Source organism: Streptomyces sp. NBC_00457 (genome assembly GCF_036014015.1).
Classification (GTDB): Bacteria; Actinomycetota; Actinomycetes; order Streptomycetales; family Streptomycetaceae; genus Streptomyces.
Genome location: NZ_CP107905.1, coordinates 7,672,718 through 7,687,590, shown reverse-complemented (window position 1 = coordinate 7,687,590; position 14,873 = coordinate 7,672,718). Strand labels below are relative to the sequence as shown.

Genomic DNA, 14,873 nt, shown 5'->3' with positions numbered 1-14,873 from the left:
CCCCAACCATGAGCCACCGTGACCGACGACGCCCCCGACGCCCCTTCCGGCCTCAGCGCCCTGTTACCCGACCTCGCACCCTGGCGGGCCTCCCGTGACTTCCGGCGGCTGTGGTTCTCGGGGCTGATCTCGAACTTCGGCAGCTTCCTCACCTTCGTCGCGCTGCCGGTGCAGCTGAAGGAGCTGACCGGATCGGCCGCGGCGGTGGGCGCAATCGGTGCCGTGGAGCTCGTACCGCTGCTGGTCTTCGGGCTGTACGGCGGGGCGCTCGCGGACGCCTTGGACAAACGCAAGCTGATCATCTGGACCGAGGCCGGCCAGGGCCTGCTCAGCGCGGCCCTGCTGGTCAACGTGCTCCTCCCGCACCCTGCCGTCTGGCCGCTGTACGTCGTCGCAGCCCTGTCCTCCGCCCTGTTCTCCGTGCAGCGGCCCGCGCTCGACTCCCTCTGGCCCCGGATCGTGGCCCACGAGCACCTGCCGGCGGCGGCCTCCCTGAACGCCTTCCGCTGGACGCTCGGCGGGGTCGCGGGCCCGGCCCTGGCGGGCGTGGTCGTCGCGTACGCGGGCCTGGGCTGGGCGTACGGCGCCGACCTCGCGACCTTCGTCGTCTCCGTCGTACTGATCCTCCGTATCGCCTCCTCCCCCGCGTCCCACGAGGCGGCGAAGCCGTCGCTGAAGGCCATCGCGGAGGGCGCCCGGTACGCGTGGAGCCGCAAGGAGCTGCTGGGCACCTACGCCGTCGATCTCGCCGCGATGTTCCTGGCGATGCCGCTGGCCGTACTGCCGTTCCTCGCGGACGAGTTGGACGCCGAGTGGGCGCTGGGCCTGATGTACGCGTCGGTCCCGCTCGGCGCGATGCTGGTGAGCCTGACGAGCGGCTGGACCTCACGGGTCCACCGCCACGGCCGGATGGTGGTGGTGTCGGCGGCGCTCTGGGGTCTGGCGATCGCGGCCGCCGGTGTCGTCGGCGACGTATGGCTGGTGCTGCTGTTCCTGACCGTGGCGGGCGGCTGCGACATGGTCAGCGGGATCTTCCGCGCGGCCATGTGGAACCAGACGATCCCGGACGAGCTGCGGGGTCGGCTCGCCGGGATCGAGTTGCTGTCGTACTCGGTCGGCCCGACCGTCGGGCAGGTCCGCGCGGGGGGCTTCGCCGCGCTGTGGGGGGTACGGGCGTCGGTGTGGTCGGGAGGGCTGCTGTGCGCGGGTGCGGTGGGGTTGCTGGCGCTGTGTCTGCCGAAGCTGATGACGTACGACCAGCGCACCAATGAGCATGCGGTGCGGCAGCGTGGGTTGGCTGCGTCGGCTAAAGGGTGATGTCCGTCGTTCGGGTGCGGCGCCGTTGTGGCTGGTCGCGCAGTTCCCCGCGCCCCTTTGGGGCGCGCTTCAGTCGTCGTCGGTCTTGGTTGCTGGGGTGTCGTGCCACCTGGGGTCGTTCTCCCATTCCAGGTTGCGCTCGCGGGCCGTCGCCATCGCTTGGTCGGCCTCCGCGCGGGTGGCATAGGGGCCGAAGCGGTCCTTGGCGGGGCACTCGGGCCCCTCTTCCACCTTCTTGTGCTCCAGGCAGTAGTACCACTCGCCCGGCTTTCCGACGGTCCGCTTCTTGAACAGGGCCATGACCGGCTCCTTTCACCACAGACATGTTCCCCCATGCCCGCCGTCTAGACTCGCTGGCATGTCTGGCCAGTCGCTGCTCGTACCAGGGGAGCTGTCCCCCACCCGTCCCGTGCCCGGAAACATCCGTCGCCCCGAGTATGTCGGCAAGCCCGCGCCGACGCCGTACACCGGCCCGGAGGTGCAGACGCCCGAGACGATCGAGGCGATGCGCGTCGCCGGGCGGATCGCCGCGCGGGCGATGGCGGAGGCGGCCAAGCTGATCGCCCCCGGGGTGACCACGGACGAGCTGGACAAGGCGGCGCACGACTACATGTGCGACCACGGCGCCTACCCGTCGACGCTCGGCTACCGAGGCTTCCCCAAGTCCCTGTGCACGTCCCTCAACGAGGTCATCTGCCACGGCATCCCCGACTCCACCGTCCTGCGCGACGGCGACATCATCAACCTCGATGTGACGGCGTACATCGGCGGGGTGCACGGCGACAACAACGCGACGTACCTGGTCGGCGAGGTCGACGAGGAGAGCCGCCTGCTGGTGGAGCGCACGCGTGAGTCCCTGAACCGCGCGATCAAGGCGGTCAAGCCGGGCCGCCAGATCAACGTCATCGGCCGCGTGATCGAGTCGTACGCGAAACGCTTCGGCTACGGAGTCGTCCGGGACTTCACGGGCCACGGCATCAACTCGTCCTTCCACTCGGGCCTGATCATCCCGCACTACGACAGCCCGCACGCCACCACGATCATGCAGCCCGGCATGACCTTCACGATCGAGCCGATGCTGACACTCGGCACGCACGAGTACGACATGTGGGACGACGGCTGGACGGTCGTCACGAAGGACCGCAGGCGGACGGCCCAGTTCGAGCACACGCTGGTGGTGACGGAGACGGGGGCGGAGATCCTGACGCTGCCGTAGCAAGCGTGCGACCCGTCCCCTGCTGGGGGCGGGTCTTTTCTTGTACTCTTTTACCGACAGGACGTCGGCAAGTTTCCCGACAAGAGGTCGGGAAGTGGTTGACTTAGGTAAGCCTAACCATAGAAAATCAGGGCTCATGGACTCCTTCTCGACCCTCATCCGCACCGCGTCCCACGAGCAACACGTGGAGGCGGAGACCTCGACGTTCATGAGCGACCTGCTCGGCGGCAGGCTCGGCGTCGACGCGTACGCGCGCTACACCGAGCAACTGTGGTTCGTGTACGAGGCACTGGAGACCGGTACCGAGCGGCTGGCGTCGGACCCGGTGGCCGGCCCCTTCATCCAGCCCGGACTCTTCCGGCTCCCCGCGCTGGAGCGGGACCTGGAGCACCTGCGCGGCGCCGACTGGCGCCCGACCCTCACCGCGCTCCCGGCCACACAGGCCTACGCGACCCGCATCGCCGAATGCGCCGACACCTGGCCGGCGGGCTACATCGCCCACCACTACACCCGCTACCTCGGCGACCTCTCCGGCGGCCAGATCATCCGCGACAAGGCGGAACGGACCTGGGGCTTCACGAAGAAGGGCGACGGCGTCCGCTTCTACGTGTTCGAGGAGATCGCCAACCCGGCGGCGTTCAAGCGGGGTTACCGGGAGCTGCTGGACGAGGTCCACGCGGACGACCTGGAGAAGCAGCGCATCATCGCGGAGTGCAAGAAGGCGTTCGCGCTCAACACGGCGGTGTTCCGGGCGCTGGGCGAGGAGTTTCCGCTGAGCGCATAGGGCTCAGTGCGTTCACTGCTCATCAGTGCGTTCACTGCTCAGCGGTCCAGAAACACGCGGCCTCCGACCTCCACCCAGCCGCCCGGCTGTGGAGCGGTGAGGATCTGAGACCCCGACCCCTGCGTGATGTTGAGGGCTCTGCCCAACTGGTCCGTGAGCAGCATGGCCGCCGCCCCGGTCGCCTCGTCCTCCTCGACACCGTCACCGCGACCGGGAAAGCCACGGGCCCGGATCCGCCCCGCGGCCTCGTCCTCCCAGGCCCAGGCGTACACCCACTCGCCGGGCGGCGGCACCGGCAGGGCGTCGACCTCGGCGGCCGTGGCGTACCGGCGCAGGGTGCGCGGCGGAACCCACTCCGCCCGCGCCTCGATCCAGCTGAACTCCCCGTCCAGGCGGGCGCCCACCACACCGGCGGGCGTGACGAGTTCGGGGACATCGAGGAGCCAGGCCGTGCCGACGCAGGGATATCCGGCGAAGGGCAGCCGTGTGCTGGGCGTGTAGATGTCGATGATCCCCCGCTCGGGGTCATCCACGAACACGGTCTCACTGAACCCGAGCTTCGCCGCGAACGCCTGCCGCTCCTCCCGCTCCGGCATCAGCGAGCCGTCGCGCACGACGCCGAGTTCGTTGCCGCATCCGCCCGCGGCGCCGCAGAAGACACGGAGCACGTCGTAATCAGTCACAGAGGCATTGAAGCAGCACACCGGTGACGAGCGAGGTAAGGCTAACCTAAGCTTCGATCACTGAAGAGGAGAGCCGGATGACCGTACTGGAGAAGGCGGAGCGGGAGGTGGCGGCCGACGTGCCGCCCCGCAGACGGCGCACCACCGGCTGGCTGCTGATGGTCGGCATGGTCGCCGGCCTCCTCGTCCTCGTCCCGGTCGCCGCGGGGATCGGCGCGTACCCGATCCCGGTGGGGGACGTCCTCGCCTCCGTGCAGCACAAAGTCGGGCTCGGCGGCGGGGAGTTGGACCGGGTCGCGGAGTCGGTGCTGTGGAACGTCCGCTTTCCTCGGATCGTGCTCGCACTGCTCGTCGGCGCTTCGCTGGGCTGTGCGGGCGCGCTGATGCAGGGCGTGTTCGGCAACCCGCTGGCCGAACCGGCCACGATCGGCGTCTCCTTGGGCGCGGCGGTCGGCGCGGTGGCCTCGATCTCGCTCGGCCTGTCCTTCTTCGGCAACTGGACGCTCCCCGCCATGGCCTTCGTCGCCGGGCTCGGCACCGTGCTGCTGGTGTACGGGATGTCGCGCTCGGGCGGCCGTACGGAGGTCGTGACGCTGATCCTCACGGGGATCGCGGTGAACGCGTTCTGCGGGGCGCTCGTCGGGCTGTTCATCTTTCTCGCCGATACCGCGGCGGTGAACCAGATCACCTTCTGGCAGCTGGGTTCCCTCTCCCAGGCGACCTGGTCGAAGGTGCTGGCGGTACTGCCGTGTGCGGCGATCGGGCTGCTGGTGGCGCCGGTGTATTCGCGCCGGCTCGATCTGCTCGCGCTCGGCGACCGGCCCGCGCGGCATCTGGGGGTCGAGGTGGAGCGGCTGCGGATCGTACTGATCCTTGTCGTCGCGTTGCTGACGGCGGCTGCGGTGAGCGTGTCCGGTGTCATCGTCTTCGTCGGTCTTGTCGTGCCGCATCTGTTGAGGATGGCGGCTGGGCCCGGGCATCACTTCCTGGTGCCGGGCAGTGCGGTGGGGGGTGCGGTGGTTCTTTTGGGGGCGGATCTGGCTGCACGGACTATGGCGGCGCCGGCGGAGCTTCCGCTGGGGGTGCTGACGGCGCTGATCGGTAGTCCGTTCTTTTTCTGGCTGTTGCGGAGGACTCGGCGGCGGCAGGGGGGTTGGGCCTAGGGGTTGTGTGTCGTCTGCGGGTGTGTGGGGGCTGGTCGCGCAGTTCCCCGCGCCCCTTCAGGTTCTCCAGTCCCCTTCCTCTATAAGGACCCCTGCCTATGCGACTCCTCCGGCCCCGGCCCGCCCCTCCCGCCCCCGCCCAGCCCGGCGACGTTCTCGCCGAAGCGCAGGGCCTCCACGTCCGGCTCGGGTCCCGCGCCGTTCTCCACGGCGTGTCCGTTGCCGCCCGTGCCGGTGAGGTCCTCGCCCTCGTCGGGCCCAACGGGGCCGGTAAGTCCACCCTGTTGGGGGCGCTCGCTGCCGATCTTCCGGTCGCGGAGGGGGTCGTACGGATTTTGGGGCGTCCGGCGTCGGAGTGGTCCGCGCCTGAACTGGCCCTGCGGAGGGCCGTGTTGCCGCAGTCGGCGGCGTTGTCGTTCCCGTTCACGGTGGAGGAGGTGGTCCGGATGGGGCGTGCGCCGTGGGCCGCGACCACGGTCGAGGACGATGACGCCGCCGTGGCCGAGGCGATGGACCGGGCCGAGGTGGCCGCATTCGCCACGCGCCCGTTCTCCGCGCTCAGTGGTGGTGAGCGAGCCCGTGTCGCACTCGCTCGGGTGCTTGCTCAGCGGGCGCCGCTGCTGCTGCTCGACGAGCCGACGGCGGCGTTGGATCTCAGGCATCAGGAGCTGGTGCTGCGGCTGTGCCGGGAGCGGGCGCGGGCCGGGGACGCGGTGGTGGTCGTGCTGCACGATCTGGGGCTTGCGGCGGCCTATGCGCACCGGGTGGCGGTTCTGCGTGCCGGGGAGGTGGTGGCGGACGGGCCGCCCGGGGAGGTGTTCTCGGACCGGCTGCTCTCGGAGGTCTATGACCAGGAGGTCGAGGTGCTGCCGCATCCCCGGACGGGCGCGGTCCTGGTGACCCCGAGGCGCGACCTTTGACGCTTCCTTGACCCTTCCGTGGGGTCCGATTTGAGCCACCGTGATCGGCTCGTGCTCATACACCGTCCATGAGAGCTGAATCACGGAACGGACGGGTATCACGCAGGTAAGGCTCGGTTAAGTTAGGCGAGCCTTGCCGAAGCTATGTATCCCCTGTCAGCGATTTCTCGCCACACCCATGGAGCCTGTATGCGCCCCGCCAGACTCTCCGTCATCACCGCCGCCACCACCGTGGCGGCGCTGACCGCTCTCACCGGCTGCACCGAGAAGGGCGGTTCCGGCAGCGGCGACAACGTGATCAACGTGACCGCGACGGACGACAAGTGCGAGGTGTCGAAGAACGAGGTCCCGGCCGGGCACGTCGAGCTCGCCATCGAGAACAAGGGCTCCAAGGTCAACGAGGTCTACATCCTCTTCCCGGACGACCGGGTGGTGACCGAGCGCGAGAACATCGGCCCCGGCACCAAGCAGCGCGTCACCGCCGAAGTGAAGGCGGGCGACTACCAGATCGCCTGCAAGCCCGGCATGAAGGGCGACGGCATCCGCCAGGACATCAAGGTCACCGGCGGGACGGCTGCCAAGCGCGACCCGCGTCTCGACAAGGCCGTCGCCGCCTACCGCGAGTACTCCCAGACGCAGGCCGACGAGACGGTGCCGCTCGCCGAGGTGTTCGCCAAGGCGGTCAAGGACGGCGACATGGAGGCCGCGAAGAAGGCGTACGCGCCCTCCCGTATCGGCTGGGAGCGCACCGAGCCGGTCGCCGAGTCCTTCGGTGACATCGACCCCAAGGTCGACCTGCGCGAGGACGGTCTGGAGGAGGGCCAGGACCTGGAGAAGGACTGGACCGGCTGGCACCGCATCGAGCGCTCGCTGTGGAAGGACAAGAAGCTCACCGCCCGCGACTCCGAACTCGCCGACCAGCTCATCACCGACCTGAAGGACTGGCAGAAGCGGGTCGGCAAGGCCGAGATCACCCCGACCTCCATGGCCAACGGCGCCAAGGAACTCCTCGACGAGGTCGCCACCGGCAAGGTCACCGGCGAGGAGGAGCGCTACTCCCACACCGACCTGGTCGACTTCAAGGCCAATGTCGAGGGCGCGGAGAAGTCGTACGAGCTGCTGAAGTCCGTCGCCCAGGAGAACGATCCGGCGCTGGTCACGGAGCTGGACAAGCAGTTCGGCGCGCTCAACGGGCTGCTGGACAAGTATCGCGCGGACAAGACGTCGTACGACTTCACCTCGTACGACAAGGTCGGCGAGGCCGACCGCAAGGAGCTGTCGGACGCGGTGAACGCGCTCGCCGAGCCCCTCTCCAAGCTGGCCGCCGCAGTCGTCGTGAAGTAGGGGGCACCCTCATGACCGAGGAGACCTCGGGATCTCCGTCCCGGCGTGCGCTGATCGGCTGGGGCGGTGCCGGGCTCGCGCTCGGTGCCGCCGCGGCCGGCAGTGCGGTGGCGATGGCCCGCACCGGCGATGATGTCGACCCGGCCGGCGCCGCGTCGGGCGCGGCGGTCGCCTTTCACGGCGCGCACCAGGCGGGCATCGCCACGCCGGTGCAGGACCGGCTGCACTTCGCCGCGTTCGACGTGAAGACCGACGACCGCGCGCAGTTCATCCAGATGCTGAAGGACTGGACGGTCGCCGCGCGCCGGATGGCGGCCGGGCAGACGGTCGGTGAGGGCGCGTACGGCGGTCTGGCCGAGGCGCCGCCGGACGACACCGGCGAGGCGCTGGGCCTCAAGCCGTCGCGGCTGACGCTGACGATCGGCTTCGGGCCTTCCCTGTTCGAGAAGTTCGGGCTGGCGGACGCCCGTCCCGAGGCGCTCGTCGACCTGCCGAAGTTCTCCGGCGACAACCTCGACAAGAACCGCAGCGGCGGCGATCTGTGCATCCAGGCCTGCGCGGACGATCCGCAGGTCGCCGTGCACGCCATCCGCAACCTGGCCCGTATCGGCTTCGGCAAGGTCGTCATCAAGTGGTCCCAGCTCGGCTTCGGGAAGACGTCGTCGACGACGCCCGAGGAGCAGACCCCGCGCAACCTCATGGGCTTCAAGGACGGCACCCGCAACATCGCGGGCACGGAGACGGACCGGCTGAAGAAGTTCGTGTGGGTCTCCGGCACGGACGGTCCCGCGTGGATGGTCGGCGGGTCCTATCTCGTCGCCCGGCGTATCCGTATGCACATCGAGACCTGGGACCGGACCTCGCTGCAGGAGCAGGAGGACATCATCGGCCGTGACAAGGGCGAGGGCGCCCCGGTCGGCAAGGCGAAGGAGCGTGACGAGCCGTTCCTGAAGGCGATGCTGCCCAACGCGCACGTCCGGCTCGCGCACCCCGACACCAACGACGGGGCGACGATCCTGCGCCGCGGCTACTCCTTCACCGACGGCACGGACGGGCTGGGCCGCCTGGACGCGGGCCTGTTCTTCCTCGCCTACCAGCGGGACGTCCGCAAGGGCTTCATCCCCATCCAGCGCAGCCTGGCGCCGGACACCCTCAACGAGTACATCCAGCATGTGGGTTCGGCGCTCTTCGCGGTCCCGCCCGGCGTCCGCGACAAGGACGACTGGTGGGGCCGGGCGCTGTTTTCCGAGGAGGCGTAGCCCGTGTTCTCCAACTACCTGATCGGACTGCGCGAGGGCCTGGAGGCCAGCCTCGTCGTCTGCATCCTCATCGCCTACCTGGTGAAGACCGACCGCAGGGACGCGCTGAAGCCGATCTGGATCGGCATCGCGGTCGCGGCGGCGCTCGCGCTGGGCTTCGGCTGCGCGCTCGAATTCGGCTCCCAGGAGCTGACGTTCGAGGCGCAGGAGGCGCTCGGCGGCTCGTTGTCGATCCTCGCGGTGTGCCTGGTGACGTGGATGGTGTTCTGGATGCGGCGCACCGCCCGGCATCTGAAGGCGGACCTGCACGGCAAGCTCGACGCGGCCCTGCAGATGGGCACGGGCGCGCTGGTGGCGACGGCCTTCCTGGCGGTGGGCCGTGAGGGCCTGGAGACGGCCCTGTTCGTGTGGGCGTCGGTGCGCGCGGCCGGCGACGGCACACCGCGCCCGCTGGTCGGCGTGGCCCTGGGCATCGCCACCGCGGTCGTGCTCGGCTGGCTGTTCTACCGGGGCGCGGTGCGGATCAACCTCGCCAAGTTCTTCACCTGGACCGGCGCCATGCTGGTCGTCGTGGCGGCGGGCGTCCTGGCGTACGGCTTCCACGACCTCCAGGAGGCCGACTGGCTGCCCGGCCTGAACAACAAGGCCTTCGACATCAGCGGCACGATCCCGCCGGACAGCTGGTACGGCACTCTCCTGAAGGGCGTCTTCAACTTCCAGCCGGATCCGACCGTCCTCCAGGTCACGGTGTGGCTGCTGTACTTGATCCCGACGCTCGCGTTGTTCTTCGCCCCGGTAGGGTTCGCCTCCGGGAAGGGGAAGGTGAAGGTAGCCGATGAGCAGGGATCGCGGCCTTCGAAGGCAGCTCAGCCTTCGCAGTCTTCGCAGGATTGACCGGAGCGCACTGCTGGCAGCCTCCGTGACCGCTTTGTCGCTGACCGCGAGCGGGTGCGTGGTGGTGCACGGGGAGCGCGAGGTGCTCCCCGCCGCCACCGGGGCCGAAGCCGCCAAGGCGCTCCAGCAGTTCACGAGCGCGTACAACGCGGCCGACAAGGCGTACGACAGCTCCCTGGACGCCGACCATGTGGCCGGCGCCCTCGGTGACATCGACGCGGCACGGCTGAAGGCCGGGAAGGCGCGCAGCCCCGAGGGCAATCCGAACCACGCGCCGCTGAAGCTGTCGGACGTGAAGTACACGATCGTCAAGAAGGCGGGCTGGCCGCGCTGGTTCATCGCCGACGCCGCGGGCAACAAGGGCGGCAGCGCGCGCTGGCTGTTCGTGTTCACCCGGGGCGGGCTTCAGGAGCCGTGGGAGGTGGCCTATCTGACGCTGGTCGCGCCCGACGACGTACCGGAGCTCAAGAAGGACAAGGACGGTCTCGCCGAGGCCGTGCCCATGAACTCCGCCGAACTGGCCGCCGCGCCCAGCCAGTTGGGCGAGGAGTACACCGACTACCTCAAGAACGGCGGGGAGTCGGCCTTCGCTTCGGGCCCGCACACCAGCGGGTGGCGTACGGAGCGGCAGCAGGAGGCCAAGAAGCCGGGTCTGGTCACCCAGTACCTCGACGAGCCGCTGACGGACGGCGACTACGCGCCGCTGGCGGTGCGCACGAAGGACGGCGGGGCGCTGGTGTTCTTCACCACCCGCCACTACGAGAAGGAGACGGCGGCGGCTGGTACGTCGGTGCCGACGCCGAACGACGACGTGCTGGCGCTGACGACCGGTGAGATCAAGCAGTCGCTGACGATGGAGTTCGTCTCCAACGAGGTGGCGCTGGACCCGAAGGGGCCCGGCAAGGTGACGATCCTCGGCCGGATCCAGGGTCTTACGGCGGCGAAGGGCGAGTAGCCCCTCCGGCCCCCGCGGTCAGTGACGCAGGGGCCAGGCGGCGCCGGTCACATGGCCGGAGTCCTCACCGACGTAGCGGGCGCAGGCGTCGGTGAGGACTTCCAGCAGGCTCAGCGGGTCGGGGAGCGGATGCTCCGGGCCGCGCAGCCAGTGCACGGTGTGGCCGCCGTCGCCGGGGAGCCGGGCGGGCGGCACCAGGACGTACGAACCGCGGCAGTGCCAGCGCAGGCCGGGGTGCTCGTCCATCGTCTCGGGGTGGCAGTCCAGCTCGCAGGGCCACCACTCGTCCTCGTCCTCGGGGGTGCCGCGGGTGAGGGTGAAGAACAGCAGGCGGCCGTCGTCGCTCTCGGCGACCGGGCCGACCTCGATGCCGGAGGCCAGCAGCCGCTCCATGGCCTCCTGGCCGGCCTCACGGGGGACGTCGAGGACGTCGTGGACCATGCCGGTCGCGGTGATGAAGTTGGCCTGCGGCTGGTGCCGGGCCCAGCGCTCGATCTGCGCGCGGTCGGTGGTGGACTGCGTCTGCCAGGCGAAGGAGACCGGATGCCGGGCCGGGGTGGGACAGCCGACGCGGTCGCAGGAACAGCCGTAGCCGGCGGCCGGATACGCGGCGGGCGCGAGCGGCAGGCCCGCCCCGGCGGCGGCGAGCAGCAGGGCCTCACGGCCGTCGTCGCCGACGGCCCCCTTCGGGCGGCGTCCCCGCAGCCACTGGGAGATTTTGCCCTGCCGGCCGGAACGACCGCCGAACTCCGCGCTCATCTATCCCCTCGCCTCGCTGTGGTAGCGGACAGCATGCCCTATGGTCCCACCATCCTGCGCTCCGGGGGGCCGGAGCTGACATCCGGGGTAGGTGGGGCGACGCGGGTGCGGCTCCCGAATCGGGGGGCATCGGCTGCTTTGGGGGGATTTACCGGGGCGCGATGCCGTGCAGGGCGTAGTCGACGAGGGTGTCCGTGTACTCGTACGAGATCGGGCCCGTGTACTGCAGCCAGCGCTGGGCGAGGGGGGAGACCCAGAGTTCGAGGGCGATGCGCGGGTCGACGTCCTGGCGCACCTGCCCGGCGTCCTGTGCGGCCCGCACGCGGTCGACGTACAGCTGGAGCGACGGTTCGAGGAGCTTGGTCATGAAGATCCGGCCCAGTTTCTCGTCGACCACGCCTTCGGCGGCCAGAGCGCGGGACGGGGCCTCGAAGCGGGGGTCCTTGAGCTGGTCGACGGTGAGCCGCAGCACGGCCTTGAGGTCGGCGGCGAGGTCGCCGGTGTCCGGAATGACGTACGGCTCCTCCGCGCCCGCCTCCCGCGACGCCTGCTCGCTCAGATCGAGGAACGCCTCCAGCAGGACGTCCGCCTTCGACGACCACCACCGGTAGATCGTCTGCTTGCCGACACCGGCGCGGGCGGCGATGCCCTCGATGGTGGTCTTGGGGTAGCCGACCTCCGCGACCAGTTCGAGTGCGGCGTCATAGATGGCGCGACGGGACTTCTCGCTGCGGCGGGTGGAGTCGGGGGCGGAGGCGGGGTTCTTGGCCATGGGCCGAATTTATCAGGTTGACAAGACGATGCGTCTCGCCGGACAGTGGGGAGCGTCAGAGACGAGACGATACGTCTCGTGCAATACGTTGCAGTACGTCCGTCAAGAGTTGCAGTACGTCCGTCAGAAAGGAGCCCGCCATGACGCGAGGCGGAGCCGGAAACATGCTCGGAGTCGGCGGCACCCGCAGGAAGCTCGGCCGGGACGCGCTGCGCGGCAGCGCACGAGGCAGCCGGGTCGGAGGGTCCGTCGACCCCCAGGCTCAGAAGCGGGAGCTGCTGCGCAAGCTCCAGGAGAAACGCGAGGAGGAACGCACCGCAGACGAGTCATCGTGAACGGACCTCCCCCGCCCGGGGGAGATCGTCCCCCCTGCACGCGGGATCCTCCCCCGGTGTCGGGTCGCTGTACTGAAGCGGTCAGCGACCGACACCGGGGAGGAATCACGATGCGCATGTGGACGAGACGACGTCTGCTCACCTCGACGGCCTCGGCAGCTTCGGCAGCGGGTCTGGCCGTCGCGACCACTGTTCCCTCGCGGGCGGCAACGGGCGGCTCCCGCGCCGGAAACGACGACGTACTGGACGCCTTACGGGCCCTGCCCGGACTGCGGGTGATCGAGGAACGGCCGGGCGCCGAGCCCGGGTACCGCTTCTTCGTCCTCGGCCTGCGCCAGCCCGTCGACCACACGGACCCCACGGCCGGCACCTTCGAGCAGCGCCTCACCCTGCTGCACACCTCGACAGACCGGCCGACGGTCCTGTTCACGACGGGCTACGAGGCGACCCTCACCCCATACCGGTCGGAGCCGGCCGTCCTGCTCGACGCCAACCAACTCCAGGTCGAGCACCGCTACTTCGGTACGTCCCGCCCACCGGCCCCCGACTACACCCACCTGACGATCCGGCAGGCCGCCGACGACCACCACCGCGTCGTCCGCCTCTTCCGTCGCCTGTACGGCGGCGCGTGGATCTCGACCGGCGGCAGCAAGGGCGGTATGGCGAGCGTCTACCACCGCCGCTTCCATCCGTACGACGTGGACGGCACCGTCGCCTACTCCGCGCCGAACAACGTCGACGACCGGGACGACTCCGCCTATCTCCGCTTCCTGCAGACCATCGGCACCGCCGGGACGCGCGACGCGCTGAAGGCGGCCCAGCGGGAGATCCTGCTGCGCCGTTCCGACGTGGTCGCCCGTTACGAGGCATGGGCGGCGTCCACCGGCACCGGCTTCCGCATCGTCGGCAGCGCGGACAAGGCGCTCGAGATCGCCGTCCTGCGCGTGCTGTTCATGTTCTGGCAGAACGGCACGGGGGACGGCAGCACCATCCCCGGCCCGGCCGCCACGACCGACGAGCTGTACGCATGGCTGGAGCGCACCGCCGCGCTGTCTGTCTATGCCGACGAGGTGGCGACGCACTACATCCCCTACTGGTACCAACTAGGCACCCAGCTGGGGTACTTGAGCGTCCCCACCGCCCACCTGACCGGATTGCTGCGCCATCCGCGGGCCATCGAACCCCGCAGTTTCGTGCCGCGTGACATCCCCCTGCGCTTCGACTCCGCCGCCATGCCGGACATCGACCGCTGGGTCCGCCGGCGCGGCAGCCGGCTGCTGTTCGTCAACGGCGCGATGGACCCGGCGGTCGCCGAGCCCTTCCGTCCCGGCGCACACGACTCACGCGTCCTGTGGGCGCCCGACACGAACCACCACGTCAGGCTGGAGGACCTGTCCCCCGCCGACCACGCGGCGGCCGTCGCCACCGTGCGCCGCTGGGCAGGCGTGGCAGACGTGTCCTAGTCCCGGGTGTCCGGGGGCCACGGGTCGCCCCAGTCGGCGTCGCGGGCGGCCTTGTACATGTCCCCGTGGCGTTTGGTGATGGTGACCCGGCGCAGGGAGGGGTCGGTCTCGCAGAGGTCGAGGAGGACCTGGCCCTTGCGGATCTGTGGTTTGCGTACGACGCGGGAGGGGGCCGGGCTGACCGGGAGGCGGGTGGCGGCGACGTAGGCGAACTTCTCGTCCTCGTAGGCGAGGGAGCCGCCCTTGACCTGGCGGTGGAGTGAGGAACGGCTGACCCGGGCCGAGAAGTGGCACCAGTCTGTTCCCGGGACGATGGGACAGGCCGCGCTGTGCGGGCAGGGGGCGGCGATGTGGAAGCCGGCGGTGATGAGGCGGTCGCGGGCCTCGATGATCCGGGTGTAGCCGGCGGGAGTGCCGGGTTCGACGATCACCACGGCCTGGGCGGCGGTGGCGGCGGCGTCGATGAGGGCGGCTCGGTCGGGGGCGGTGAGTTCGTTGAGGACGTAGGAGACGGTGACGAGATCAGTGCTCTCTATGGTGAGCGCCGATCCGATACGAGAGCGCTGCCAGCGTACGGCCCGCAGCGCCGGGTTGGCGGCGGCGATCTCCCTGCCGAGCGCGAGCGCGGGCTCGGCCCAGTCCAGCACCGTGACGCTGCGCTCGCCGGGCCAGGTCGCGGTGACGGCCCAGGTCGCGGCGCCGGTCCCGCCGCCGACGTCGATATGACTGCCGGGCGCCCACTCCGGCACGGCCTGCGCGAACGCCTCCAACGCGGAGTGGGTCGCCTCGAAGGTCGCGGGCATGCGGTACGCCGCGTAGGCCGCCACATCGGCTCGGTCGCGGAGGATCGGGGTGTCGGTCGGGGTCGCGCCGCGATAGTTGGCGATCAGCCGGTCGACGGCCTGCGCGGCCTGGCGTGACGGAAGGCCATCGAGGAGGGCGGCGAGGGCGTCACGCAGAGTCTCGGCCGGGCGCACGGGGACATTCACCCACCGATTCTACGAGCGCC

General features: G+C 70.1%; 16 protein-coding genes. 11 read left to right on the top strand and 5 right to left on the bottom strand.

The window, feature by feature from the left end:
* Window positions 1–18: 18 nt before the first annotated feature.
* Complete coding sequence (locus tag OG828_RS35110; RefSeq protein WP_328503448.1) at window positions 19–1,317, top strand: MFS transporter; 1,299 nt, start codon at window positions 19–21, stop codon at window positions 1,315–1,317.
* A 69-nt stretch (window positions 1,318–1,386) separates the two neighbouring features.
* Here the strand turns inward: OG828_RS35110 and OG828_RS35105 are convergent, their stop codons facing one another.
* Entirely contained in the window at window positions 1,387–1,617 is a 231-nt protein-coding gene (locus OG828_RS35105) for a hypothetical protein (RefSeq protein ID WP_210577702.1), read from the bottom strand.
* Window positions 1,618–1,675: 58 nt separating this feature from the next.
* On the opposite strand from OG828_RS35105, the gene map reads away from it, so the two are divergent.
* Both map and OG828_RS35095 read left to right on the top strand, forming a co-directional pair.
* Complete coding sequence (map, locus tag OG828_RS35100; RefSeq protein ID WP_210577701.1) at window positions 1,676–2,533, top strand: type I methionyl aminopeptidase; 858 nt, start codon at window positions 1,676–1,678, stop codon at window positions 2,531–2,533.
* 136 nt (window positions 2,534–2,669) lie between these two features.
* Window positions 2,670–3,317: a biliverdin-producing heme oxygenase gene (locus OG828_RS35095; RefSeq protein WP_328503447.1), complete on the top strand. Its 648-nt coding sequence runs from the start codon at window positions 2,670–2,672 to the stop codon at window positions 3,315–3,317.
* Window positions 3,318–3,355: 38 nt separating this feature from the next.
* Here the strand turns inward: OG828_RS35095 and OG828_RS35090 are convergent, their stop codons facing one another.
* Window positions 3,356–4,000, bottom strand: a complete 645-nt coding sequence (locus tag OG828_RS35090; RefSeq protein ID WP_328503446.1) for a PhzF family phenazine biosynthesis protein — start codon at window positions 3,998–4,000, stop codon at window positions 3,356–3,358.
* A gap of 77 nt (window positions 4,001–4,077) precedes the next feature.
* Between OG828_RS35090 and OG828_RS35085 the strand changes: the two genes are divergently transcribed.
* From OG828_RS35085 to OG828_RS35060, 6 genes are all read left to right on the top strand, one after another.
* Window positions 4,078–5,163, top strand: a complete 1,086-nt coding sequence (locus OG828_RS35085; protein ID WP_328503445.1) for a FecCD family ABC transporter permease — start codon at window positions 4,078–4,080, stop codon at window positions 5,161–5,163.
* A gap of 98 nt (window positions 5,164–5,261) precedes the next feature.
* Window positions 5,262–6,083: a heme ABC transporter ATP-binding protein gene (locus OG828_RS35080; protein ID WP_328503444.1), complete on the top strand. Its 822-nt coding sequence runs from the start codon at window positions 5,262–5,264 to the stop codon at window positions 6,081–6,083.
* Window positions 6,084–6,272: 189 nt separating this feature from the next.
* Window positions 6,273–7,427, top strand: a complete 1,155-nt coding sequence (gene efeO, locus OG828_RS35075) for an iron uptake system protein EfeO (RefSeq protein WP_328503443.1) — start codon at window positions 6,273–6,275, stop codon at window positions 7,425–7,427.
* Between the two features lie 11 nt (window positions 7,428–7,438).
* Window positions 7,439–8,686: an iron uptake transporter deferrochelatase/peroxidase subunit gene (gene efeB, locus OG828_RS35070; protein ID WP_328503442.1), complete on the top strand. Its 1,248-nt coding sequence runs from the start codon at window positions 7,439–7,441 to the stop codon at window positions 8,684–8,686.
* Between the two features lie 3 nt (window positions 8,687–8,689).
* Entirely contained in the window at window positions 8,690–9,580 is an 891-nt protein-coding gene (gene efeU / locus OG828_RS35065) for an iron uptake transporter permease EfeU (protein WP_328365821.1), read from the top strand.
* Complete coding sequence (locus tag OG828_RS35060; RefSeq protein ID WP_328365818.1) at window positions 9,522–10,535, top strand: hypothetical protein; 1,014 nt, start codon at window positions 9,522–9,524, stop codon at window positions 10,533–10,535. Before efeU ends, OG828_RS35060 begins: the two co-directional genes overlap by 59 nt.
* Window positions 10,536–10,553: 18 nt before the next feature.
* On the opposite strand, the gene OG828_RS35055 is transcribed toward OG828_RS35060, so the two are convergent.
* Window positions 10,554–11,294 carry a bifunctional DNA primase/polymerase gene (locus OG828_RS35055; protein ID WP_328503441.1) on the bottom strand — a complete coding sequence of 247 codons (741 nt, stop codon included), beginning with the start codon at window positions 11,292–11,294 and terminating at the stop codon, window positions 10,554–10,556.
* A 148-nt stretch (window positions 11,295–11,442) separates the two neighbouring features.
* A complete protein-coding gene (locus OG828_RS35050) occupies window positions 11,443–12,066 on the bottom strand; it encodes a TetR/AcrR family transcriptional regulator (RefSeq protein ID WP_328440994.1) in 624 nt (207 codons plus the stop codon).
* Between the two features lie 140 nt (window positions 12,067–12,206).
* Here OG828_RS35050 and OG828_RS35045 point away from each other — a divergent pair, with 140 nt between their 5' ends.
* Entirely contained in the window at window positions 12,207–12,401 is a 195-nt protein-coding gene (locus tag OG828_RS35045) for a DUF6243 family protein (protein ID WP_328365809.1), read from the top strand.
* 110 nt (window positions 12,402–12,511) lie between these two features.
* Window positions 12,512–13,864 carry a S28 family serine protease gene (locus OG828_RS35040; RefSeq protein WP_328503440.1) on the top strand — a complete coding sequence of 451 codons (1,353 nt, stop codon included), beginning with the start codon at window positions 12,512–12,514 and terminating at the stop codon, window positions 13,862–13,864.
* Here the strand turns inward: OG828_RS35040 and OG828_RS35035 are convergent.
* Complete coding sequence (locus OG828_RS35035; protein ID WP_328503439.1) at window positions 13,861–14,853, bottom strand: small ribosomal subunit Rsm22 family protein; 993 nt, start codon at window positions 14,851–14,853, stop codon at window positions 13,861–13,863. The genes OG828_RS35040 and OG828_RS35035 overlap by 4 nt on opposite strands.
* Between the last annotated feature and the right edge of the window lie 20 nt (window positions 14,854–14,873).

Coding starts and splice junctions, on each gene's coding strand:
- OG828_RS35105 (WP_210577702.1), bottom strand. CDS start 1,617: ATGGCCCTGTTCAAGAAGCGGACCGTCGGAAAGCCGGGCGAGTGGTAC.
- map (WP_210577701.1), top strand. CDS start 1,676: ATGTCTGGCCAGTCGCTGCTCGTACCAGGGGAGCTGTCCCCCACCCGT.
- OG828_RS35095 (WP_328503447.1), top strand. CDS start 2,670: ATGGACTCCTTCTCGACCCTCATCCGCACCGCGTCCCACGAGCAACAC.
- OG828_RS35085 (WP_328503445.1), top strand. CDS start 4,078: ATGACCGTACTGGAGAAGGCGGAGCGGGAGGTGGCGGCCGACGTGCCG.
- OG828_RS35080 (WP_328503444.1), top strand. CDS start 5,262: ATGCGACTCCTCCGGCCCCGGCCCGCCCCTCCCGCCCCCGCCCAGCCC.
- efeO (WP_328503443.1), top strand. CDS start 6,273: ATGCGCCCCGCCAGACTCTCCGTCATCACCGCCGCCACCACCGTGGCG.
- efeB (WP_328503442.1), top strand. CDS start 7,439: ATGACCGAGGAGACCTCGGGATCTCCGTCCCGGCGTGCGCTGATCGGC.
- OG828_RS35060 (WP_328365818.1), top strand. CDS start 9,522: ATGAGCAGGGATCGCGGCCTTCGAAGGCAGCTCAGCCTTCGCAGTCTT.
- OG828_RS35055 (WP_328503441.1), bottom strand. CDS start 11,294: ATGAGCGCGGAGTTCGGCGGTCGTTCCGGCCGGCAGGGCAAAATCTCC.
- OG828_RS35050 (WP_328440994.1), bottom strand. CDS start 12,066: ATGGCCAAGAACCCCGCCTCCGCCCCCGACTCCACCCGCCGCAGCGAG.
- OG828_RS35045 (WP_328365809.1), top strand. CDS start 12,207: ATGACGCGAGGCGGAGCCGGAAACATGCTCGGAGTCGGCGGCACCCGC.
- OG828_RS35040 (WP_328503440.1), top strand. CDS start 12,512: ATGCGCATGTGGACGAGACGACGTCTGCTCACCTCGACGGCCTCGGCA.